Raw genomic sequence first — 24,327 nt, forward strand, 5'->3', positions numbered from 1 at the left:
ACCACCTATTTTAAATTTGTTTCTATGAAATTTTTACCAACTCTTTTCCTTTTTATTTCATCAATTCTTTTCTCCCAATCCCAATTCCAAACCCCTTACGAAAAAGGAAACGGAAACCAAACCACCACTTATGATGAAATGGTGAAATTCTATGATGATTTGGCCCAAAATTTCAAAACCATTTCCGTAGAGTCTTTCGGAACGGATGATAATGGCGAACCGATAAAAGTGGTAATATTTAATCCGTCAAAAAATAAAGAGGTCCCCACAATCTTTATCAACAACGGAATCCATCCCGGCGAACCCGACGGAATTGATGCCACCATGATGATGATGAGGGATTTCGCCACCGGGAAAATTTCGGTCAAAGATTTAAAAATTGTCGTGATTCAAGCGTATAATATTTCGGGGATGTTGCGGAGAGGAAAATTCAGCCGCGCCAACCAAAACGGGCCTGAAGAATATGGGTTTCGTGGGAATGCGAGAAATTATGATTTGAACCGTGATTTCATTAAAAATGATACCGAAAATGCCAAAGCTTTTCAACAAATTTTTCAATATTTCAAACCGATTTATTTTATTGATAATCATGTAAGTAACGGCGCAGATTATCAGTATTTATTCACCTATATTTCTACCAATAAAGAACGTTTGGGAAAAACTTTGGGAACTTATTTTAATGAAAAAATGCAGCCGGAGATTATAAAGACTTTAGAAAAAAAAGGGATTTTATCCACGCCTTACGTCAATATTCATGGCGATTCTCCGGATGAAGGTTTTCCAACTTTTATGGATTCGCCGAGATATGCGACAGGTTATACCACGCTTTTTAACACGATGGGAACGGTTGCCGAAACGCACATGTTGAAACCTTATAAAGATCGTGTTCGTGCGACTTATGAAAATATGTTGAGTTCCATTGATTATACTTCAAAAAACGCCCGGGAAATTCAAAAATTAATGGTTGAAAGTTTGAAAAATTATCAGCCAAAAATGAAATATCCCATTCAGTGGAAAGTGGATAGCACGAAATTTAAAATGATCGATTTTAAAGGTTTTGAAGCCGGAAAAAAAATGAGCGAAGTTTCCGGGAAACCCAGACTTTTCTATGACAGAAACAAACCATTTACCAGAAAAGTAAAGTTTTACGACCAATATATCGCGACAAAAGAAATTGCGGTTCCCAACTATTACGTAATTCCAAAATCGGAGAAAAAAGTGGTCGAATATTTGAAAAGAAATAATATTGCGATGAAAGAAATGAAGCAAGATTCTACCATTTTCGCGCAACAATACAGGGTTTCGGATTTCAAAACGGTGAAAAATCCGTACGAAGGACATTATCTTCATTACGACACGCAAGTGAAATCTGACACGAAAAATTTTAAATTCAGAAAAGGCGATTTATTGGTTTCTACCAGGCAAAATGGCGTAAAATATTTACTCGAAACTTTAGAACCGGAAGCGACTGATTCTTTCTTCAACTGGAATTTCTTTGATGGAATTCTGGGACAGAAAGAATATTACTCCGATTACGTTTTCGAAGATACCGCCGCAGATTTGGTGAAAAACAATCAGGTTTTAAGAACAGCTTTTGAAATGGAAAAAATAGCAAATCCCGACTTTGCAAAAGATGGAAAAGCCCAATTAGAATGGGTTTATAAGCATTCTGAATATTACGAAGGAAGTGTTGGAACTTATCCGATCTACAGAATTCAATAGAAACAAAAAAGCCATTTTTCGATATTTCTTAACCACAAAAGTCACAAAAGTTTACAATTAAAGTATTTTTAATAACAGCTTAAAGGAAAAATAAGATTAAGCATTCTTCTTATTTTTTCTTTAAAACGCTAATTTTAGATTATTGAAAATCAATATTTTTGTGACTTAGAAACTACTTATTTCGGTAAACCTTTTTTCAAGGCGTAATTCGCCCGTTCGATGGCTTTTTTCTCTTTCCAGTCCATGTATTTTTTCTTGAATCTGCTTTTCATAAAATTGTCGAAATTCCTTTGTATGGTAAGATTCCACAACGAATGCGCTTTTACCGCCCAGGATTTGTCCCAGGCTCTTTGAGAGATCGAAAAACTGCCGTCGAGGTATTTCATATAATGCCACCAGCCGGTCGGCATAAACAGCGTGTCGCCGTGCTCCAGGAAACATTCGATTCCTTCTACGCCGTTTAACGCGGGAAATTTTTCGAAATCCGGATGGGCAATATCGTAATCTTCTAATGCGTAAGTCGCGTACGGAATTTTATAAAGCCGGTCTTTCCATTTGTAATCGAAAAGCAAAATATGTTTTCTGCCATTAAAATGGGTGTGGAAAATATGCGCCAAATCAATATCGAAGTGGAGGAAAGTTTCGGATCCCTTGCCGCCGAAAAACATGTTGGGGTATTTGTCGAGAAAACCACCCATTAAATCTTTTGGAGAAATATAATCCTCTAAAAGTTTCGGAGCCTCTTTTATGGGATCGAAAAGAAAAATGCGCAGATCGGTTGGTTTTTCATTAATTAAATCGATATAATCTGTAAACTTCATCTTCTGTGCCGATGAATTAATGGGCGCGGCCGGATCAGCTTTCGAAGAATCATAAAGCGGAACTTCAACATCTCCCACCTTTTCTTTCATATATTCCATGGTCCATTTTTCGTACGCAGGCCAGTTTTTCGCCATATTCTTAATAACCACCGGTTTTCTTGGCAGCAGATATTTTTCGCGAAATTCTTCTTTGGTGATCGATTCCAGAATATCAATCGGTTGTAAGTGAAGTCCCATATTGAGCAATGTTAGAGGGCAAAATTACTAAAAAAAAGATTTCGCCATCAATTTATGTTAAAACTGTAAATAAGAACATTCTTTAACTTTCTGCTGAATCTGGCATCTTATCACTTGTGTGTAACAAACAGTGTGATTAAAGTACTCATTAATAAATGTTTTCATGAAAAAAATTTCGACTCTTTTTATTTTGTTTATTTCTGTATTGACCTGGGCGCAGTCTTCCATCAGTGGAAAAATTTTAGATACTGACGGTCAGCCGATTCCCAGTGCAAGCGTCACTGTAGAAGAACCGGGGAAAGATGCAATTATCGCTTATTCGATTACCAATTCTAAAGGGGAGTTTAAGGTAACTTTTACTTCGGCAGAGCAAAATGTGGATGTGAAGGTCAAAGCCTTTAATCAAAAACCTTTGCAGAAAGTGGTTAAAAATGAAAATCAAACGCAGAATTTTACTTTGCAAGACGACGCTACGGAAATCAAAGAGGTGAAGCTGAAGGCGAAAATGATTACCAAAAGAGGAGATACTATTTCTTATGATATTAAAGCTTTTGAAAGCAAGTCAGACCGTACGCTTTCCGATGTTTTGAAAAAAATCCCGGGAATCGACGTGAATAAAGATGGAACCGTTCTTTATCAGGGCGAACCGATCAATAAATTCTATGTCAACGGAAAAGATTTGATGGAAGGCGGTTACGGAACCATTAACAATTCTTTGCCAACCGGAGCGGTATCAAAAGTGGAGGTGATGGAAAATCATCAGCCGGTAAAAATTCTACAGGATAAAGTACCTTCTGAAAGCGCTGCCATTAATATAAAATTAAAGAAATCTGTAACCATGACCGGCCGCGGAGAAGTGGGAGCAGGACTGGATCCTTTGTTGTGGAATGTGAAATTAACTCCCATGTTTTTCGGTCAGAAAAACCAGTGGGTGGTGAATTACAAAGCGAATAATAACGGCGAAAGCGTGGAGAAGGAAGGGAATATTCTTTCGTTTGGAAACCGCTATGAAGGAAGAAGAGGAAATGTTTCCCAAAGTAAATGGCTGAATGTAGAAAATGCTTCCTCGCCCAATCTTCCGGAAAAGAGATATCTTATGAATAATGTACATTATTTTTCGGCTAATCTTTTGACCAATCCTTTTGACAATAAAGAATGGGAGCTTAAAGCCAATGCAAGTTATACCAATAATGCTGTTTCTCGGGAATCGTATTCTGAAACCAATAATTTTCTGAGTAATACCAAATATTCTACCAATATTCTAAATCATTTTTATACAGATAAGGCAAAAGGAGAAGTTATTTTTACAAAAAATGCAAAAAAAGGTTTCTTTAAAAATGTCACCACTTTTTCACAATTCTGGAATGCTGACCGGGCAAATGTGAATCAGAATGATATTTATGGAATCAGAAACGGCCAGGAAAGTTTAGAATCCCCAACTTCATCGTTTCAAAATTCATTAAGTACGATTATTCCGTGGAAAGAGAAACTGGTAAACCTCATGTCGTATATCAACTATCAAAATGATAGACAAGCACTTGAAATTAATCCTTCCTCTTATCTTAAATTCAAAGATTTGAAAAATCCGGGACACTTCCTTTTTGAAAATACGGATACTGTTATCCAGGATCTCAAAATTAAAACCTTAGATATTAACCATTCTGCAAGCGTAGGATTTTCTGCAAAAAAATGGACCTTCACGCCGGAAATTGGATTTAATTTTTCTACCAATCAGCTTGATACCGAACTTTCAACAGTGACCAATGGCATTCGTTCTCCTTACGGCAACGACTACAGAAATGATTTGAAGTTTACAGAAGCGATTCCTTATGCGACTTTAGGAATAAACTATAGAAGCGATGCCTGGATGCTTTATTCGCAGTTTCCCTTTAATTTTAACAGCATTAAGGCTCAGGATCCAGATAGAAACGTTTCGAAAAGCATCAATAAATTGACTTTTGAACCGACGCTTTTTGCACAATATACTTTCGCATCTTTCTGGAAAGCAAGTGCAAATGCAAATCTGAATTATAATTTCGGAAACACCAGTGATAATTATGCAGGGTTTATTTTTTCTTCACCGACTTCTCCTTCTGCAATGTCGGCCAATAATCCAATTCCGGAAACAATAGCAAAATCAGTTGGATCGAAATTAGAATACAGAAATCCTTTGAATAATTTATTCTTTAATGTTAATTACCGGTACAGTAAAACGAACCGAAATATCATTGGGAATTCTATTAATGACGGGTCAGGATTTGTTCTTACCAGTTTTAGAGAATTAGACAACCAGAGTAATTCTAATTCAATGGGTGCCGAAATCGGTAAATACCTTCCCAAGTTTAAAACCAATACCTCTTTTAGTTTTAATAATACACTTTCAAAGACTGATGCTTTAACCACCGATCAAAACGACGTTCCTTACTTCTTTGTAAACAAAAGCAACTCACAAAGTTTAGGATTTAAATTTAATAACACTTACTTTTCCTGGATGAGTGTGGATTATAACCTGTCTTTTTCTTGGAACCATCAGCAAAATCAATTCAACGATTCGAAGAATTCTGGATTTAACCATAACTTAAGCACCTATTTCTATCCGGTTGAAAACCATACCATCGGTTTTAACTGGGATCAGATCAATTCGGGAAATAATCTTACGAGTTACCATAACGGGTTTTACGATGTATCTTATCAATATACCTGGGCAAAAAAGAAGATTGATTTTGAATTAAAGTGGTTGAATATTGGCAATAGAAAAGTTTTTGAAAGATTTTCAACTAGTACTATTTCAGACAGCTATACCAGAATGCAACTGCGACCGCGACAGATAATGTTTACCGTTAAATTTAATTTTAAATAAAATCAACCATGAAAAAATTAGCAACTTTATTTCTTTTATTGGGTTTAATGGTTTCAGCACAAAACAACCGGGTGATTTATGAATATAAATTCCGTCCGGATTCTACCAAAACCGACAGTTTGAAAACCGAATGGATGTATCTGGATATCAATAAAAATGGGTCCAAATATTATAGTAAAAAAACATTTGATAACGATTCTATCATAAACGAAAGTATCAAGAAACAAATGGCTTCGGGAATGAAGAGTATTTCAGTTTCAAGACAAAGTTTTGGCGGTGAAGTAAGTGGTGAAGTAGAAAAAATCTATCCGGAATACAAAACATTTCTGATCGCGAATGTTGGAAATGATTCTTATAAAGTAGCAGAAGACCGAAAACCCAACTGGAAAATTTTATCCGAGAAAAAACAGCTGGGAACCTTCAGCGTTCAAAAAGCAACCACCGATTTTGCCGGAAGAAAGTGGACGGCATGGTTCACAACCGATGTCCCGGTTCAGGACGGACCGTATAAGTTTTCCGGCCTTCCGGGATTAATTGTCGAAATGTCCGACCAAACTGGAAGCCACCAGATGGAACTGAAAGGAATTAAAAAAATCCCTGAAATCGCACCGGAAGAACTCAATACCCAGGGAAAAGATATTCCGTTTACCAGGAAAAAGCCGATTGAAGTTAATCGCAAACAATATGTGAAACAGCTGAGTCAGCATGAAAATGATCCCGTTCAGGGAATGCGGGAAATTCTTTCCAGGCCTAATTCGAAAGTGATGATCAACGTGAATGGCAAAGAAATATCGGAGCCGAAAGAAGTCCTCCGCGAACTCGAGAAAAACGCAAAAGAGGAAATGAAAAGAAACAACAATAAAATCGAACTGATTCCCTAATTAAAATTGAAAACCCGCTTTATTCCTAAGGCGGGTTTTATTATTTATCATTTCAACACTAAGAAGTTTTTTCGTCAGCAGTCGGCCCATAACTTCCCGGCACCGGAATATCGTTCAACCTGTAATAAACACCCAATTGCGCACGGTGATGGGTGATTTGGTTCAGTGCATGCCGAATTGCTTCATATTTGTTATAATCCGCCAGCACCTGGTCTCCCATATTCATCGTCCATCTTCCGTCGAGCGCTTCTTCTGTTAAATTCTCTAACGCATTTTTCGAAGTAGTATAATCGTCATTCAGTTTTTGTTGCAGTTCAGCTTTTGTGTTGAGAACGGTTGGTTGATAATCACCTGCAGCAAAATCAAGTTTGTCGGTTTTCAGGATATAATCCGGCCAGCCAAAAACTTCTACAATATGCGTGGCCAGTGGCATCATTTTCATGCTTTTTTCGTGAGGGGCAAAATCATTTTTTCCTTCCGGGAAACGGTCGATAAATTTTTTGGTCGTTTCGTATTCCTGCTGCAGTTCTTTTTTTAAAATCGGTAAAGTGTTCATGTGTTTTAATTTTTAAACAATAAAGTTAAAATGAAATTCCGACCTGAAAGTCACAATGAATTATAAATTAATCTTAAAATTTTGTAACAAATCTTTTAAAAAGTTTACTAACTAATTAAATAGTAAACATGAAAAAGATATTCACAGTATTTGCATTCACGGCATTTTTTGCTTTAAATGCACAAGAAACAGCCAACCGGTTCTTTTATGAATTAACTTTTAAACCAAAGAAAGATTCAGTGAAATTGGATAAAGTGATGACGATTTTGGACATCACCAAAGACAAATCTATTTACCGCGATTATACTTCTGTAGCACAAGATTCAATTGCAAAGATTTATGTTGAGGAAATGAAAAAATCAGGAGTGTATAAAGATCCTACTGGTGTTTTCACTACACCTAAATTTTCTTTTAAAGTTGAAAAGTCATATCCTGAAATGAAGGAAACCTTTGTTGATCAAATAATTAATGGGTTTTCGCCTGTTTCGATAGGATATTTAGAAGAACCTAATTTTAATTGGAATATTTCATTGGAGAAAGAAAAAATAGGTGATTATAATACTCAGAAAGCAACCATAGATTTTGGTGGTAGAAAATGGACGGCTTGGTTTAGTTCAGATATTCCATTACAAGATGGGCCGTATAAATTTAAAGGTTTGCCTGGCTTAATTGTAAAAGTTGTAGATTCTGAAAATAATTATTCTTGGGTTTTGAAAGGAAATAAAAAAGTAGAGAATTTCGAAGAGTTATCCTATTTAGAAAAGCTAGTTCCAGGAAGTGGCGGAAAATTGACTACAGTATCACGAGAGAAATTTGAATCAACGTTTTCATCATTTAAAAAAGACCCTTTTTCTTCAATTCGTCCGATGCTATCACAAGAAATGCTTTCGCAAAAAGTACCAGGAACTGATATAACAATTGGTGATATGGTGAAAAAACAGGAAAAGTCTTATCGTGAATTTTTTAATGCGAACAATAATCCGATAGAAATTCAACAAGATACGCGCAAAAACAAAGAATAGAAAATAATTTTCCAATAATTAAATAAAAAAGACAATATTTATTATTATATTTGATGAATACAACAATCAAATTAAAATTATTAATTATGAAAAAATTATTAATGACATCTGTCTTATTATTTGGGGTGACAACATTTGTATTTGCAAATAATAAAGTTACGAATAATAGTGAAGTAACTAAGGAGAATGTTTTGAAAACTGAAAAAACAATCCAATATGAACCTAAATCTGAAAAGATTGTCATCAGTATAAAATCAAAAATAATGATATCTGATTTAGAGCTATGTATAATGATATCAAATATGGCACCGCCTCCAGCGGGACCTTCAATAATGCAATGCTTAATGGCATATGGAGGTATTTGATTTTGTATTGACAAAAATCGATAAAACCGATGTTTAAAAATAAACATCGGTTTTTTTATGACATCAATCATTCTACAAGATTTCCTTATTTAGATTAAATTTAAATAACGTATATTTGCGCATCAAAATTTTAGTGTTGAAAGGAGATAAATCAAATAAATTATGCTGTTTTCCCAGAAATAAATCGGGGAAAATTCTGGGCTATGAAAACGACGACCTCAGAATGCCCAATAAAATTATTGAAATGGGTCTGCTCCCCGAAACCGTTTTCAAAATCCTGTATCAGGCGCCGTTCAAAGGACCACTGTATATAGAGTTTGGTGACGAAAAAAGCAGAATTGCACTTCGCGAAGAAGAAGCGCAGTTTATCATCGTGGAAACTTTATCTTAAACAATCACGGTAAATCTCAAATTAGATCGAGCGGAGAATGAACACTTCAAACAAAAAACAAATCCTTTTGGTGGGAAATCCCAATGTGGGAAAATCTACCGTTTTTAATTTACTTTGTAACAAAAAGCAAAAAACAGGAAACTATGCTGGAGTTACCGTGGCCAGCCATTCTGGAGATTACGATTATCAGGGCGAAAATGTAGAAGTCATCGATTTACCCGGTTCCTACAGCATTTATCCGAGCTCTGAAGATGAAGCCATTTTGTCAAAATTTCTGGTCGAGGAACAAAAGAATTATTCGGGCGTCGTTTATATTTTAGAAGCCTTAAGCATCAAAAGAGGATTGCTTCTTTTCCAGCAGATTCAGGATTTGGGAATTCCCATTTTATTGGTGGTTAACCAAATCGACCAGGCTGAAAGACGCGGGATCAATATCGATATCGACCAACTTTCCAGAGAATTAAACGTTACTGTTTTACAGGCCAACGCCAAAGAAAATCAGGGAATTGAAGAATTAAGAACCGAAATTCACAAAGGAAATTTTACCAAATCCGATACTGTTTCTTTCGATATTCCAACCGAACATAAAGGATTGGTTTTTAAAATATTAGCAGAAACAAAAGAAGAAAATCAATATAAAGTCTGGACTTTGCTTTCGTCCGACACCTATTTGGGAAAGCTCGAAACCGTTCATGATCAACTGAATAATGATGAGGTTAAATGTTTGATTCCGAAAAGATTACAAACGCAGGAAACCATCAGACGGTATCAGGAAATCGATAAGATCATTTCTAAAGTACTCTCCAAAAAACCACAGTTCAAAGAATTATTGACCGAGAAATTAGACAGGGTTTTGGTTCATAAATTCTGGGGATATGTGATTTTCGGACTGATTTTATTGGTTATTTTTCAAAGCGTTTTCTTTTTGGCAGAATATCCGATGAACTGGATTTCAGATTTTTTCCTTTGGCTGTCCGGTTTTGCTAATGAACATCTGCCTGCTGGACCTATTAATTCGCTCATCGCAAACGGAATTATTCCGGGAGTGGGCGGCATTATGGTTTTTGCACCACAGATTGGGATTCTGCTTTATTTCCTTTATTTGTTGGAAGATTCGGGTTATATGGCAAGAGTTATTTTCCTGATGGACCGGTTTCTGCGGCCGTTTGGTTTGAATGGGAAAAGTATTGTGCCGTTGGTTTCAGGAACCGCCTGCGCCATTCCGGCAATTATGTCTACACGGAATATCGAGAATGTGAAAGAACGGTTGATTACCATTTTGGTAACTCCATTTATGACGTGTTCGGCACGACTTCCGGTGTACAGTATCATCATCGGACTGATTATTCCCAGCAAATTCTTTATCGGAATCAGTTATAAAGCTATTGCCTTGATGGCGATGTATTTTCTTGGATTTTTCACCTCATTAATGGCCTCTTTAATTTTAAAGAAAATTATTAAAAGCAACGCGAAATCTTTTTTAGTGATGGATTTGCCTTCCTATAAAATGCCGCTTTTCGGTTATGATTTTAAAATCGTTCTGGGTAAAGTTTGGGAATTTATTACCGGTGCAGGAAAGATTATTTTCTTATTCAGTATCGTAATTTGGTTTTTCTCTTATATCGGACCAACGCAAAATAAGAAAGATTTTGTCGCTACCGATGTAAGATTAGAACAGTCTTATCTCGCCAAAATGGGGAAATCAATAGAACCGGTTATCGCACCGCTCGGTTATGACTGGAAAATGGGCGTCGGGATTTTAACAAGTTTCGTGGCGAGAGAAGTATTTGTAGGAACTATGTCGACGCTCTACAGTTTAGACGATGAAGCACCGGAAGGAAAAATCATCGATAAAATGCGGGCAGACGTAAAACCAAACGGAGAGAAAATTTATAGCTTTGCAACAGGAATTTCGATTCTTTTCTTTTACGCTTTTGCGATGCAGTGTGTTTCTACTTTGGCCGTGGTATATCGAGAAACCAAATCCTGGAAATGGACGGTGGCGCAACTTTTCGGCATGTCGGGTCTGGCTTATATTGCCTCGCTGATTGTTTATCAAATTTTTAAATAATGGACAATTCTCTTGTTTTTCAATATGTCATTATCGCTGTAATTGTTTTGGCAGCGGGTTATTCTTTGTTTAAAATCGTTGCTAAAAATTTCAGTTCCAGGAAATTCAAAAACAAAGGAAAACCGGGTTGTGATTCGGATTGTGGTTGTTGATAAATTTCCAAAAAAGAAGAAAAACTTTTCTTTATCTTTCTTAAAAACGGCGATATAGAAATCACCGGTGCTAATCATTTAGACCCTTATAAAACCTATTCACAGGGCGATTATCTCTTGTGGAAATTCAAAAGAAAGGATAGAATTGTTTGAGAAAAAATTTTTAAAAAGAGTCCGCTTTCTGCGGGATCTCCACAGGATATATTCGTAATATCAACAGGAAATTCGATCAGTTTTTTTAAACGGCCATTATTTAATTGAAAAGATTTATCGCCGGAAAATGCCGGAAAAGAGCTGAATTTAAAACACATTATTTACGGAAAAGCGAGCGTTTTGGAATATTAGACGGTACATGCGGCCGGGAAATTTGCCGGAAATACGGCTCTCTACCACCTGAAACCCACCATAGTCCCACCACAGTCTATACCCAACACCACCCCAACACCAGAAGCCAGCCAGAAGCCAACCAGAAGCCAGCCAGAAGCCAACCACTCCAAATTCAACATTTCGCCTACCAAAAGAGAAGATTTCGGAAGATTTCGGAACGCCAATATTTTTCAAACCATCCGCAATCTACCTTTGTCGTGTAACTAAAAATCATTTATTGATAGAATACAAAGTAAAGACACGAAATGAAATTTGACGAAGTCAATCCTTTCGTGTGACCATTATTAGTAAATAGCAGTTTCATTAAAAGTAAAAATAATTTCAAAACAAAGATCTTACTCAATATTTTGTGTTGTTTTTCTGTTTTTATTGCGAAAATATCTATAATTCAAAATTATTATTACGGAATATTAAAAAAACACATATCTTAGATTCAATAAAAAAAGCACGGTAATCATGAAAGAATAATTCTACTTTTTAAAACCGAAAAAATGAAAACAATTATTTACACTGCGCTTTTAGGAATCCTATCTCTCGGTTGCGACCGAGCCACAAACGTAGATGTTACTTCAGACAACACGCTTCCACCAATTACCCAATCTGGCGCTAATACATTTGGATGCAAACTAAACGGCGTTGTCTTTGTCCCGAATAAAGCCATTGGTTCAACAGTAGTTGAAAAGCCAATAATTTTTTATGGATATTATATTGATATTCCGAATCAGTCTAGTCGGATGTCAGTAATGCGACAAACGAATTTAAAAAACCTCTTAACTGTTGAGATTTATATGTATAGATTTTCAGCAGTCGGTGTTGGCGATTATATATTCGATAACGCTTATTATTTCAACGATAATAATCAGCCTTTTAATTCATACCTAAGATGTATTGCAAAAAGTCCCGCAACAGCAGAATGGAAAACCTATGGCAGTTACAATAATTCAGGTAAACTAACAATTTCAAGGTTTGATATAAATGGATGTTCCGGGACTTTTTATGGAAAACTTAAAGAACAGAATGGTAATGAAGAAATTGAAATTACCGACGGAAGATTTGATTTTAATTATAAAACACTATAAACATGAAAAAATAATTCTACTTTTTTAGATTTTTGATCTAAATCTATCCTCGTCGCAAAAATATCATTTAACTTTATCTAAGTTTTAAAACCAAAAAAATGAAAACAATTATTTACACCACACTTTTAGGAATCTTATCTCTCGGTTGCGACCGAGCCACCAACGTAGATGTTCCTTCAGATAACACACTGCCGCCAATAACCCAATCTGGCGCCAATACATTCGGCTGCAAACTAAATAGCGTTGTCTTTATCCCAACCAAAGCCATTGGTTCGACAGTAGTTGAAAAGCCAATACATTTTTACGGATATTATATTGATACGCCGAATCATTCAAATAAAATATCAGCATTGCGACAAACAAATTTAAAAAATCTTTTAAACGTTGAGATTTATATGTATAAATTTTCAGTAATAGGTGTTGGTGATTATATATTTGACAACGCTTATTACTTCGACGACAATAATCAACCATTTAATTCATACCTAAGATGTATCGCAAAGAGTCCCGCAACAGGGGAATGGAAAACTTATGGCAGTTTTAATAATTCTGGTAAAGTAACAATTTCACGATTTGATCTAAATGGATGTTCCGGAACTTTTTATGGAAAACTTAAAGAGCAGAATGGTAATGAAGAAATTGAAATTACCGACGGAAGATTTGATTTTAATTATAAAACACTGTAAATATGAAAAAAATAATTCTACTTTTTTAGATTTTTGATCTAAATCTATCCTCTTCCTTTCGTATAACCGTCATTAGTAAATAGCAGTTTCATCAAAAGTAAAAATCATTTCAAAACAAAGATTTTATTCAATATTTTGTGTTGTTTATCTGTGTTTATTACGAAAACACCTATAGTTTAAATAATTATTGTGGAATTATAAAATTAATATATCTTTATAATCAACCAAAAAAAATATCTTTTTATGAAAACTCTACTCTTCTTAGCCTTAGCTTGTATAGGGCTTTTTTCTTCCTGCAAAGACCGCGATGCAGACCCAAATACTCTTCCCGAAGCCACACAATCTGGAAAAAATACTTTTGGTGTGAAAATAAACGGAAAAGCCTATACTCCAAAATCTTCTAAGAATGATCTATCCAATATTGGATATCCAACTTACAATGGGGTTTGGGATGATTTTTCCTATGATGAGAACAAAACATTTTCACCTTTAGTAAGTCTTGATAACGTAAATCTTACGAGGATAATCCTTCGTATAAATGACCCCAAAGGAATAACCTCAAAAGAATATATGTTGAACGGACAGGATCAGAACAACCCTCAAGGTCGAATAACAATAGGATATCTTATATATGAAACTACAACGTTGAAAAAACAATACAACGCAATTCCCAATAGTGGATCAATAATTATCACTAAAAATGATAATAATGTTATCAGCGGCGTATTTTCAGGTAAATTACAAAATGTTTCCGACGCAAATGACAAATTGGAAATTACGGAAGGAAGATTTGATTTTAATAAAAATACCATCAATGACTATAAATTCCCATAAGTAACAAATTGCAAACATTACCGCTTTCAATAAAAATAATTAACCACAAAATCAATAAAAAATTATGAGAAAAATATATTCGCTAATTCTCTTGTTAGGTCTTCAAATCCTTTATGGTCAAAGTTTTAATTGGGACATTGCTTTATCACAAATATACACTCCTGTAAGCGGAACATCTCCGAAAAAAGTGCTTTTAGACAAAGCACCGATATTTGCAGATCTCTACAATTTTAATTATCCAGAATACAACACAAGTAATTCGGATCATTTTCAGCAAGCTCTTACTGAGCTAAACATGGCTTCGAACAATATTTTTACCAATCAGAATTCATTTCCTGACTTCATCCAAATTTGCAACACCGCAAATGAAATACCTATTGGTATTTTAAGTGTAAAATCTTCTTATCTTAATTATGATGAAGAAGATAATAGCAATGGTAATCTCCAACTTATTAATAATGTATTTCATCCTATTAATAGTTCCGTCCCAAACTTTATAGAGAAAGATTTACTTGTAATATCTCCCTTATTTCCTGCATTCAGCAGTTTAAGTAACTCCTATAATTTTAAAATTGATGCTTCACAATTTTATCAGTATATAAATAATGTTAAAAAATTAGATGCTGATTTTGGGGATGGGGTATGGCGAAACCTAATAACTGATTATTTAATCCAACCCTCCGTTTCTGTCAACATTCCTACCTCTGGAGTACAAAAACAAAAAATTAGCTTTAGAACAACATTAGAAAATGGCAGTCAAATTACAACTTATTCAGAAATATTGCTAAGCAAGAAAACAGATAGTGTACTATTATCAAAAAAAACTGAATCTTGCAGTATTTCATCCCTTTTGAAACATCGTTCTACAATTGCAGATGCAGTGGGAGTAAAAGGCGAAATTGAATATAAAATTTGGTATGGAAATCAAAACAGCACTTGTAACATCAGAAAGCCAATTATCATCGTAGATGGTTTTGATCCGGGTGATAAAAGGCGAATTGATTATAATGATTGTTACGAGGATGATAGATGCAAATATGAAGGTATGAAAATTGAAACTTACGGGTCTTTATCAAAATTAATGGAATATAGTGAAGGCTCGCTAATCGACAAACTAAATGAAAAAAACTTTGATGTTATATTGGTTAATCTCCCCTATTATAACAAAATACAAAACAATCCCAACTCCGAAGTAATCTGCGCTGGAGCAGATGATATTGTAAGAAACGCATATACTGTTGCGTCTTTTATTCAGAAAATTAATTCAGATTTACAAACGGTTAGTAGTTCAGAAAAATTAGTAGTGGTGGGTCCGAGTATGGGTGGTCTTATTACAAGATATGCATTGGCATATTTGGAAAAACAAGGCATTAATCACAATACAAAAGTATGGGTTTCTATGGACAGTCCTCATCAAGGAGCAAATATTCCACTGGCAATACAAGAAGATATTTGGTTTTTTGCAAAAATGTTAAAACAAAATAGCGCTGACGAACAATTTACAAAAACACTTCATTCACCTGCAGCAGAACAGATGCTCATAGACATTGTGAAAAATGATGGCTTCCCTTACAAGAATCAAAACAATACCACTTTCTTAGCTTATGTTAAAAATAACGGAGTGGCTGGTTCGGATGGCTTTCCGGTTTCGTATGGTATTAAGAACATTGCAATTACAAACGGCTCTTTAAGTGGAGTTAAAAATGTAAATCCAAAAGAAAATTTTTTACATATAAAAGCAAGTGCCAAAATCAGATTATTAGGAATTAGAGTAGGTAGAAAAAGAATTTTCAGGGTCAATAATTATTATATGTCCAACCAAGGCGAAAGTTTACTATTAGTTCAGAACCAAGGGAGAAATCCTGATAAAAATGTTAGCAACATAGACTATACCACTACAATAATTTCTGCTTGGGACAGTAATGGTAGTATGGATGCTGTTCCAGGAGGGAATACAAATTCCGCAAATGATTTAAAGGAGCAAGTTAATGCCAGTTTGGAAGGGACTAATGCTTTTTCTTTTCCCATTTCCTTTGGTAATTGGTTTATTCTTCCCGCTTTAACCACAGATAAAAACTTAATTATTGATAGAGTAATTCCGTCTACCAAAGAAGCCATAATTATACCTCAAACTTTCATTCCGATGCATTCTGCGTTAGACACCAGCGGTTTCTCGGATTGGTATCAACCTATCACAAAAAATATATCATGTAGTGGTCAAACAAGGTTCGATAGCTTTTATGGTGAAAACTTTAATATGGAACATGTTTCTTTTACTCCAAACATGGTTAATTGGCTACTTAAATCAATAACAGAGGGCATACAGGATCCTTACTTTCCTATAGAATCAACCCAATTCAATGGCTCGAATATAATTTGTGAAAATTCTACAAGCACTTATAGTTTTCCAGATCCTTGCAAACTTCCAAGCACCCCCACTTGGTCTTTAAGCAACACAAACGCCCAAATAATTTCTTCCACAGCAAGTTCAGTTACCCTACAAGGAATTTCAAATGGGCTTGTGATACTCACCGCAACATTTCAAAACGGGCAAACGTTCACTAAAAAGATCTGGATAGGAAAACCTTTCTTTGATGTCACCCAAATAGATGACCCAACTTATTATAACGAATCCCATTTCTATTTAGATGGTGGAGTAAATCATCCAATAGAATCACAAGGCATCACCAATATTAAATGGACGAAAGTTTCCGCAAACCCTTCACATGTCAGATTATTTGCCATGCAAAACAATCCGGAAGCATGGGCAATGGGCGATAATAACTCGTGGACGATGGATATAAAAGTAGAAGCAACCAACGCCTGCGGAACAACTGAATTCTTTACAACAATAATGCCTCCTCCTGCACTGCCTTGCGAAATATACAATCTTGTTAAAGATGGCGAAACCTCCAATAGCTATTCCGTCTTAAGAGTAATTGAACCTCCATGCTTATCCAACAAAACGGTGACTTCAAGACAAGGTGATCAATATCAAATAACGGTAGCCAACAGCTTGGGCATCATCGTCATTTTAAAAACAGGCGATACTTTCGATTTAAGTTCATTCCCAACAGGAATGTATGTCGTAAACATTCAGAAAGACAATCAGGTCATTATCAATCAAACTCTTATTAAACATTAAAAAATTTCTCACAACCTTCTTAAACAGACAGAATTTTCTGTCTGTTTTTTTTTGCAACAATGTTAAATGTCATTTGTTTTTCAATTTAAATTTTTCAAAACAAGTTTAAATCTTTTGTAACTTTATCTCCCTAAAAATCAAGTGCTAGACATTTCCTTTTTAGTATTATCCTTAAATTATTAAAACCAAATATTATGAGTGCTAATACCAAAAATCTACGAAATGTGGTCTTGCTCGGACATTCCGACAGTGGCAAAACTACATTGATTGAAACCATGTTGTACGAAGGCGGGGCGATTAAGCGCCGTGGTAGTGTAGAAGGGCAAAACACGGTGAGCGACAATACTGATTTGGAACATGAAAAAGGAAAAACACTTTTTTCTCATCAAATGTTCGTCAACTGGCGGAATAATAAAATCAATATGATTGATACGCCGGGATTCGATGACTTTATCGGCGAAGTAGTATCTTCTTTAAAAGTTGCAGACACCGCGATTATCGTGCTGAATGCAGCCAACGGCGTAGAAGTGGGAACCGAACTCGTTTGGGAATATGTAGAGAAATATCAGACTCCCGCCATCTTCGTCATCAACCAAATGGACCATCCGAAAGCCGATTTCGAGAAAACCTTAGAACAGGCAAAAGAACGGTTCGGAAACAAACAGCTTCCCATCCAATATCCTTATAACTCAGGTCCAAATTTCAATGCGATTATTGATACCTTAAGAATGGTGATGTACGAATTTCCTGCAGACGGCGGAAAACCAGAGAAAAAACCAATTCCCGACAGTGAAATCGACCGGGTCAACGAAATGCACAATGCTTTGGTAGAAATCGCCGCTGAAAACGAAGAAGGTTTAATGGAGAAATATTTCGAAGAAGGTTATCTTTCCGAAGAAGAATTAGCAAAAGGGATTACGTTGGCTTTAGCAAAACAGCAGTTCTTTCCAGTATTTGTAACGAGCGGTTTAAAAGATATGGGAAGTGGCCGGCTGATGGGATTCTTAGATGACATCGCTCCTTCACCCGCTGAAAGACCTGCCAGAAAACTGGAAAATGGCGACGAAGTTTCTTATAACTCTGATGATAAAACAACGGTTTTTATTTATAAAACGATTTCTGAACCACAAGTTGGGATGATTTCTTATTTTAAAGTATTAAGTGGCAGATTAAAACCTGGCGATGAATTGGTTAATGCTGAAAATGGCGAAACAGAACGGATTTCGCAATTATTTGTCGCCGAGGGAAAAGACCGGATTCCTGTTGATGAATTGGTAGCGGGCGATTTAGGCGTGACCGTGAAATTAAAATTCGCGCGTTCGAATCATACTTTAAATACAAAAGGGGTAAACCGAAAAGTCCGTCCGATGGAATTTCCGGAAAGCCGGATCAGAAAAGCGATTTATACCGATGCCGCAGCCGATATGGAAAAACTGGTGACGGCTTTGCATAAAATTCAGGAAGAAGATCCAACTTTGAAAGTAGAACAGTCCGCTGAACTGAAACAAACGATTCTTCATGGGCAAGGGCAATTGCATCTCGATTTGGTGAAAGAAAGGCTACAGGATGATTTCGGCGTGAAGATGAATTTTGCAGAACCTAAAATTTCCTATCGGGAAACCATCACCGGAAAAGCAGATGCCGACTATCGCCACAAAAAGCAATCTGGCGGTAACGGTCAGTTTGGTGAAATTCACATGAGAGTTGAAAATTTCTACGACGGAATGGATGAACCAACCGGCTTTAATATCCGACAAAAAGAAATTGAAGATTTACCCTGGGGCGGGAAACTGGCTTTTTATTGGTGTATCGTCGGCGGTACCATCGATAACCGCTATATCGGAGCCATTAAAAAAGGAATTATGCAGCAGATGAACGAAGGTCCGTTGACGGGATCCCGTTCTCAAAACATTCGGGTAATCATTTATGACGGAAAAATGCACAGCGTAGACTCCAATGATATTTCTTTCCAGCTTGCAGCTGCGGGTGCTTTTAAACAGGCGTTTCATCAGGCGAATCCTCAACTTCTGGAACCCATGTATTCCGTAGAAATCCTTTGTCCGGACGAAGATACCGGCGATGTTATGGGAGATTTGCAAACCAGACGCGCCGTTATTTCAGGAATGGATTCGGAAGGTCATTATCAGAAAATATTAGCAGAAGTACCTTTGGCAGAACTTCATGATTACGGTTCTACTTTGCGCTCCATTACCGGAGGAAGAGCGAAATTCACCATGAAATTTTCGGAATACCAATTGGTTCCGCCAAATGTTCAGCAGAATTTAATTAAAAAACATTCACAACTGGAAGAAGCCTAAGGTAAGAACCAATACAAAAGTAAAAAGAGCCAATTGAATTGATGAATAAAATTATTTTTAAAGAAAAACCTCGACGAAAGCCGAGGTTTTTTGCGATATCAGTATTCCGATATTATTTTTTTGAAAGATCAAAAGATACTCCAACATTCATCTGAAACTGGTTGTTCAAATTTTTATATACTTTGTCTTTGTCATTATATTTTGCGAAAGGGAACTGTGCCTCTGCAAAAACGCCAAATCCTTTATCAAAGAATAGTCTCGCTCCAACATGACCGCCGAAGTTTTTCAGACCTAAATTAAGCCCGGGATAAACATCTATATTTTGCGGCAATCCTAAAACGCCGCCAAGATTGGCGTTAAATCTGGCTTTAATGTCGAAGCGGTCGCCAAAAGAAGGTTTGCTAAAACCATCAGCTTCTTTAGCTCCCAATAAATATCCTGCCTGTGCTCCAATCGAGAAACTTTCGCCTAAACCATAATCCAGCGATGTCATCACCCCTGTTCCTCCATCCTGAATATTCATCCCAATTTGGTAACGCGTGTCACCTGCTCCTCTGAACGCATCCGTTTGTGCATTTGCCATTCCGAAAACTGCTGTCAGTACAGCCAAAAACATTTTTTTCATAATTTCTCTGTTAAATTTTAACGGGTGCAAAGGTAAGCTTTTCCGTTTTTATTTATTTCTTTGAAATCCTGTACAGTTTCCCGCTGTCAGTAATGGCATAGAGGTTTCCATCCTGTCCGTTATGCACATCGCGAAAACGCTCATTCTGATCTTCCAGCAACCATTCTTCGCCCACAACTTTATTGGCTTTAATCACCAAACGGATCACTTTCTCACCGCTCAAACAAGCTAAAAAGAGATTGTTTTTCCATTCACCAATATTTCCCGTATAGAAGGTAATCCCACTCATGGAAACCGATGGATCCCAATAATAAACCGGTTGTTCCGTTCCCGGTTTTTGCTGAATTCCCGCCCCAACTTTTTTGCCACTGTATTCAATTCCGTAGGTGACATCTCCCCAGCCGTAATTTTTTCCGGGTTGAATCAGATTGATTTCATCACCTCCTTTTGGACCCATTTCTGATTCCCAAAGTTGCCCTTTCTCGTCCATCGCTAAACCTTGTGGATTTCGGTGACCGTACGAATAGATTTCAGGTTTATATTTTGAATTTCCAATAAATGGATTTCCAGACGCGGGTTTTCCGTCTTTAGTAATTTTTAAAATTTTACCTAAATAAGCCATCGTGTTTTGTGCTAAAGGTCTTGTTGCTAAATCTGAACGTTCGCCGGTGCTGACAAAAAGATTTCCGTCCTTGTCAAAAAGCAGACGACTCCCGTAATGCAGTTTACCATCATAAGTTGGGGTTGCTCTAAAAATAATATGTGGTTTTTCTATCAATTTTTCATCAGCGGAAAGTTTTCCTTTCGCGACAGCAGTGTGATTTCCGCCGGCGGCTGGTTCAGAAAACGTCCAGTAAATCATTCTGTTATTTTTAAAATCAGGATCAAGAGCAACATCCAGTAATCCGCCCTGACCTCTTGCATCAACAGCAGGGAAACCTTCAACTTTAGAAGTCGTTTTTCCATCTGCGGAAACAATATTCATAAAACCTGATTTTTCTGTAATTAAGAATCTGCCGTCAGGAAGATTGGTTATTCCCCAAGGTTTTCCTAAATCTTTATTAATGATTTCGACCCGGTAAGGAGTTGAAGTTTTCATGCCTGCAGTTCTGGTTTGTCCTACAAAAGCCGGTCGGTATCCCGGAGAATTCTTTTTTGTGGTTTCGGGATTGGGAAGCGTTTTATTTTGAGTAATCGTATCATTTTTAATAGAATTAGTTGTGGAGTTTCCATTGCAGGATGTTATAATGAAAATAGCCAAAAGGGAAGAGGTTTTGAAGATCAAGGATTTCATAATAATGCAGATTTAGTTAATATTCAGGCTTTTAAAAGTACAAAGATTATTCCGCTAAAAATTTTATATTCCGATCAGAAAGAATGTTTAAAAAAAATCAACAGTATCTGTTTCTCATTTTGTATTCTCCAAAAATAAATTTTCTTTTTTGAATCTCAGGAAAAACCACATTCACCAACAGATTTCGGTGCAGCCCAAAATTTGTTTGAGAAAGATAATCACTTCAATCAAAAGAATTAGATATAATAATATTATTTGTATTACATTTGTATTACAAATAATATACATAAAAATACAATCATGATAAAAGAAAAAAAATTAACATCGATCAGACTAAGTAAGAATTTATACGCCCATTTGCAAAAAAAAGCAAAAGAAGAAAACCGCAGTGTAAATAATTATATCGAAACCCTTCTGTTTGAAAGTTCAGAATATTTCGAACCCAATGAAGACACCGTCGCGGCGATAGAAGAAGTGCAGGAAATGATTAAGAATAAATCAAAAGATTTTGAAGTAATTTCAGATGTTCGACAATTTTTAGAAGAATTGCGGGATGAAGAACTATGAATTAATTTACCGGGGGCAATTCAAAAAAGATTTAAAAAAATATCTACAGGATAAAAATGCTTTTGCCGAAATTGAAATCGTTTTGCTTCTGCTGGAGAATTTCGGTGTTAGCGGAATTCCACAATCGAAAAAACCACATCTGTTGAAAGGCAATTATAAAAATCAGTGGGAATGTCATATTCTGCCAGATTTACTTTTGATTTGGCTCCAGTTCGATGAGGAAAATAAGCAAATTCATCTCATCAGAATTGGCTCACATACTGAAATTCTAAAAATGTAAAATAAGTATTGCTTCCTTTCTTTTCCGTATTTTTGCACCATGGAATTTAAACTTCAATCGGAATATAAACCTACAGGCGATCAGCCAACTGCCATCAAAAAACTGACTGAAGGTCTGGGAATCGGTGAGAAATACCAAACGCTTCTGGGAGTGACCGGTTCCGGGAAAACTTTTACAGTAGCCAATGTGGTAAACAATACGCAGAAACCAACTTTGGTTCTGGCACATAATAAAACTTTGGCCGCACAATTATTCATGGAATTCAAAGAGTTTTTCCCAAATAATGCCGTGGAGTATTTTGTTTCTTATTACGATTATTATCAGCCGGAAGCATTTATCGCTTCAACCAATACTTATATTGAAAAAGATTTATCCATCAATGAAGAAGTAGAAAAACTACGGCTTTCTGCCATAGCAAGTTTGCTTTCCGGGAGAAGAGATATTTTAATCGTCGCTTCAGTTTCCTGTATTTATGGAGTCGGAAATCCTGTGGAATTTGAAAAATCGCTGATTTCCATTGAAAAAAATCAAAAGATAACGCGAACCACTTTACTCCATTCTCTAGTTAATGCTTTATATGCAAGGACTTTAAATGAATTTACACGCGGAACATTCCGGGTGAAAGGTGATGTTGTCGATGTATTTCCGGCGTATGCGGATAATGCAATTCGGATTCAGTTTTTCGGTGACGAGATCGAGACTATTCAAAGTTTTAATCCTTTGTCTGGAAATGTAATGGACAATTTCGATGATATTAAAATTTATCCTGCAAACCTTTTTGTAACCTCGAAAGAAACTCAGGTAAATGCCATTCGCGAAATTCAGGATGACATGGTAAAACAGGTTGATTTCTTTAATGATATTGAAAAACCTTACGAAGCAAAACGCCTGCAGGAGCGCACCGAACTCGATTTAGAAATGATGAAAGAACTCGGTTACTGCAGCGGAATAGAGAATTATTCGCGCTATTTCGACGGCAGATTACCGGGTTCCAGACCATTCTGCCTGCTGGATTATTTTCCTAAAGATTATTTAATGGTGATCGATGAAAGCCACGTTACGATTCCACAGGTTCACGCGATGTATGGCGGCGACCGAAGCCGAAAAGAAGTTTTGGTGGAGCACGGCTTCCGTCTTCCAGCTGCGATGGATAACCGTCCGCTGAAATTTGAAGAATTTGAAGCAATTCAGAATCAGGTGATTTACGTTTCTGCAACACCTGCCGATTACGAACTTGAAAAAAGTGGTGGCGAATATATAGAGCAGCTAATTCGTCCGACAGGCTTGCTGGATCCTGTGATTGAAATTCGGCCTTCTTTAAATCAAATTGATGATTTGATGGAAGAAATTCAAAAACGGGCGGAAGTTGACGAGCGGACTTTGGTGACGACCTTGACCAAAAAAATGGCAGAAGAATTAACCAAGTATTTTACTAAGTTCGGCATCAGAACGCGGTATATTCACTCGGATGTCGAAACTCTGGACCGTATTCAGATTATGCAGGATCTGCGTGTTGGTTTGTTTGATGTTTTGGTCGGTGTCAATTTATTGAGAGAAGGTTTAGATTTACCGGAAGTTTCTCTGGTCGCTATTTTAGATGCCGATAAAGAAGGAATGCTTCGTTCCCGAAGATCGATGACGCAAACCGTGGGAAGAGCCGCCAGGAATCTAAACGGAAAAGCGATTTTGTATGCCGATAAGATGACGAAATCAATGCAGGCAACCATTGATGAAACGCTTTATAGAAGGGGGAAACAAATTGAATACAATGAAAAGCACGGCCAGGTTCCGACTGCTTTGAATAAAAAAATATCCGAGATTTTGGTGGGAAGAAGTAAAGATTTTCCCGATGAAAAATATACCCAAAAACAAATTTTGCAGGAGGTTGCCGAACAGAAAGCCAAATACGGCAGTGATGACATCGAAAAATTAGTGGCTGAAAAACAAAAAGCCATGGAAGCCGCCGCCAAGAATTTGGACTTTATCAAAGCGGCCAAATTGAGAGATGAGATCAATGCGCTGAAAGCTTAAAGA

Annotated in this window: 20 protein-coding genes; 16 read left to right on the forward strand and 4 right to left on the reverse strand. The window is 36.4% G+C overall.

What is annotated here, in order from left to right:
• The first annotated feature begins 24 nt into the window (after positions 1 to 24).
• A complete protein-coding gene (locus QGN23_RS10140; protein WP_282904196.1) occupies positions 25 to 1,722 on the forward strand; it encodes a M14 family zinc carboxypeptidase in 1,698 nt (565 codons plus the stop codon).
• 176 nt (positions 1,723 to 1,898) lie between these two features.
• Here the strand turns inward: QGN23_RS10140 and QGN23_RS10145 are convergent, their stop codons facing one another.
• Positions 1,899 to 2,780: a cupin-like domain-containing protein gene (locus QGN23_RS10145; protein WP_133439225.1), complete on the reverse strand. Its 882-nt coding sequence runs from the start codon at positions 2,778 to 2,780 to the stop codon at positions 1,899 to 1,901.
• Between the two features lie 163 nt (positions 2,781 to 2,943).
• On the opposite strand from QGN23_RS10145, the gene QGN23_RS10150 reads away from it, so the two are divergent.
• Both QGN23_RS10150 and QGN23_RS10155 read left to right on the forward strand, forming a co-directional pair.
• A complete protein-coding gene (locus QGN23_RS10150; protein WP_282904197.1) occupies positions 2,944 to 5,640 on the forward strand; it encodes a TonB-dependent receptor in 2,697 nt (898 codons plus the stop codon).
• Between the two features lie 8 nt (positions 5,641 to 5,648).
• Complete coding sequence (locus QGN23_RS10155; protein ID WP_282904198.1) at positions 5,649 to 6,521, forward strand: GLPGLI family protein; 873 nt, start codon at positions 5,649 to 5,651, stop codon at positions 6,519 to 6,521.
• A gap of 58 nt (positions 6,522 to 6,579) precedes the next feature.
• On the opposite strand, the gene QGN23_RS10160 is transcribed toward QGN23_RS10155, so the two are convergent.
• On the reverse strand, positions 6,580 to 7,077 hold the full coding sequence (locus QGN23_RS10160; RefSeq protein WP_282904199.1) for a DinB family protein: 498 nt from the start codon (positions 7,075 to 7,077) through the stop codon (positions 6,580 to 6,582).
• A gap of 128 nt (positions 7,078 to 7,205) precedes the next feature.
• Between QGN23_RS10160 and QGN23_RS10165 the strand changes: the two genes are divergently transcribed.
• From QGN23_RS10165 to QGN23_RS10210, 10 genes are all read left to right on the forward strand, one after another.
• Positions 7,206 to 8,099 carry a GLPGLI family protein gene (locus QGN23_RS10165; protein WP_282904200.1) on the forward strand — a complete coding sequence of 298 codons (894 nt, stop codon included), beginning with the start codon at positions 7,206 to 7,208 and terminating at the stop codon, positions 8,097 to 8,099.
• 86 nt (positions 8,100 to 8,185) lie between these two features.
• On the forward strand, positions 8,186 to 8,464 hold the full coding sequence (locus QGN23_RS10170) for a hypothetical protein (RefSeq protein WP_282904201.1): 279 nt from the start codon (positions 8,186 to 8,188) through the stop codon (positions 8,462 to 8,464).
• A 136-nt stretch (positions 8,465 to 8,600) separates the two neighbouring features.
• Entirely contained in the window at positions 8,601 to 8,855 is a 255-nt protein-coding gene (locus QGN23_RS10175; protein WP_133441057.1) for a FeoA family protein, read from the forward strand.
• 37 nt (positions 8,856 to 8,892) lie between these two features.
• Positions 8,893 to 10,926 (forward strand): ferrous iron transport protein B, encoded by a 2,034-nt coding sequence (gene feoB, locus QGN23_RS10180; protein WP_282904202.1) that lies wholly within the window; start codon positions 8,893 to 8,895, stop codon positions 10,924 to 10,926.
• A complete protein-coding gene (locus tag QGN23_RS10185; protein ID WP_165983194.1) occupies positions 10,926 to 11,078 on the forward strand; it encodes a hypothetical protein in 153 nt (50 codons plus the stop codon). The genes feoB and QGN23_RS10185 overlap by 1 nt, the downstream gene beginning before the upstream one ends.
• Before the next feature lie 878 nt (positions 11,079 to 11,956).
• Positions 11,957 to 12,544 carry a hypothetical protein gene (locus tag QGN23_RS10190; protein ID WP_282904203.1) on the forward strand — a complete coding sequence of 196 codons (588 nt, stop codon included), beginning with the start codon at positions 11,957 to 11,959 and terminating at the stop codon, positions 12,542 to 12,544.
• 98 nt (positions 12,545 to 12,642) lie between these two features.
• Complete coding sequence (locus QGN23_RS10195) at positions 12,643 to 13,230, forward strand: hypothetical protein (protein WP_282904204.1); 588 nt, start codon at positions 12,643 to 12,645, stop codon at positions 13,228 to 13,230.
• Positions 13,231 to 13,473: 243 nt separating this feature from the next.
• Entirely contained in the window at positions 13,474 to 14,064 is a 591-nt protein-coding gene (locus tag QGN23_RS10200) for a hypothetical protein (protein WP_282904205.1), read from the forward strand.
• A gap of 64 nt (positions 14,065 to 14,128) precedes the next feature.
• The gene (locus QGN23_RS10205; RefSeq protein WP_282904206.1) at positions 14,129 to 17,209 is read left to right on the forward strand and encodes a T9SS type A sorting domain-containing protein; all 3,081 of its coding nucleotides are present in this window, start codon (positions 14,129 to 14,131) and stop codon (positions 17,207 to 17,209) included.
• Between the two features lie 194 nt (positions 17,210 to 17,403).
• Positions 17,404 to 19,527 (forward strand): elongation factor G, encoded by a 2,124-nt coding sequence (locus QGN23_RS10210; RefSeq protein ID WP_282904207.1) that lies wholly within the window; start codon positions 17,404 to 17,406, stop codon positions 19,525 to 19,527.
• Positions 19,528 to 19,639: 112 nt separating this feature from the next.
• Here the strand turns inward: QGN23_RS10210 and QGN23_RS10215 are convergent, their stop codons facing one another.
• On the reverse strand, positions 19,640 to 20,152 hold the full coding sequence (locus tag QGN23_RS10215; RefSeq protein ID WP_282904208.1) for a DUF6646 family protein: 513 nt from the start codon (positions 20,150 to 20,152) through the stop codon (positions 19,640 to 19,642).
• 52 nt (positions 20,153 to 20,204) lie between these two features.
• Complete coding sequence (locus QGN23_RS10220) at positions 20,205 to 21,446, reverse strand: PQQ-dependent sugar dehydrogenase (RefSeq protein ID WP_282904209.1); 1,242 nt, start codon at positions 21,444 to 21,446, stop codon at positions 20,205 to 20,207.
• A 300-nt stretch (positions 21,447 to 21,746) separates the two neighbouring features.
• Between QGN23_RS10220 and QGN23_RS10225 the strand changes: the two genes are divergently transcribed.
• The 3 genes from QGN23_RS10225 to uvrB are packed head-to-tail and all read left to right on the forward strand — an operon-like array spanning position 21,747 to position 24,324.
• A complete protein-coding gene (locus QGN23_RS10225; protein ID WP_282904210.1) occupies positions 21,747 to 22,013 on the forward strand; it encodes a hypothetical protein in 267 nt (88 codons plus the stop codon).
• On the forward strand, positions 22,000 to 22,293 hold the full coding sequence (locus QGN23_RS10230; RefSeq protein ID WP_282904211.1) for a type II toxin-antitoxin system YafQ family toxin: 294 nt from the start codon (positions 22,000 to 22,002) through the stop codon (positions 22,291 to 22,293). Before QGN23_RS10225 ends, QGN23_RS10230 begins: the two co-directional genes overlap by 14 nt.
• A 39-nt stretch (positions 22,294 to 22,332) precedes the next feature.
• Positions 22,333 to 24,324 carry an excinuclease ABC subunit UvrB gene (gene uvrB, locus QGN23_RS10235; RefSeq protein ID WP_282904212.1) on the forward strand — a complete coding sequence of 664 codons (1,992 nt, stop codon included), beginning with the start codon at positions 22,333 to 22,335 and terminating at the stop codon, positions 24,322 to 24,324.
• Positions 24,325 to 24,327 lie beyond the last annotated feature (3 nt).

Source organism: Chryseobacterium gotjawalense (assembly GCF_030012525.1).
Classification (GTDB): domain Bacteria; phylum Bacteroidota; class Bacteroidia; order Flavobacteriales; family Weeksellaceae; genus Kaistella; species Kaistella gotjawalense.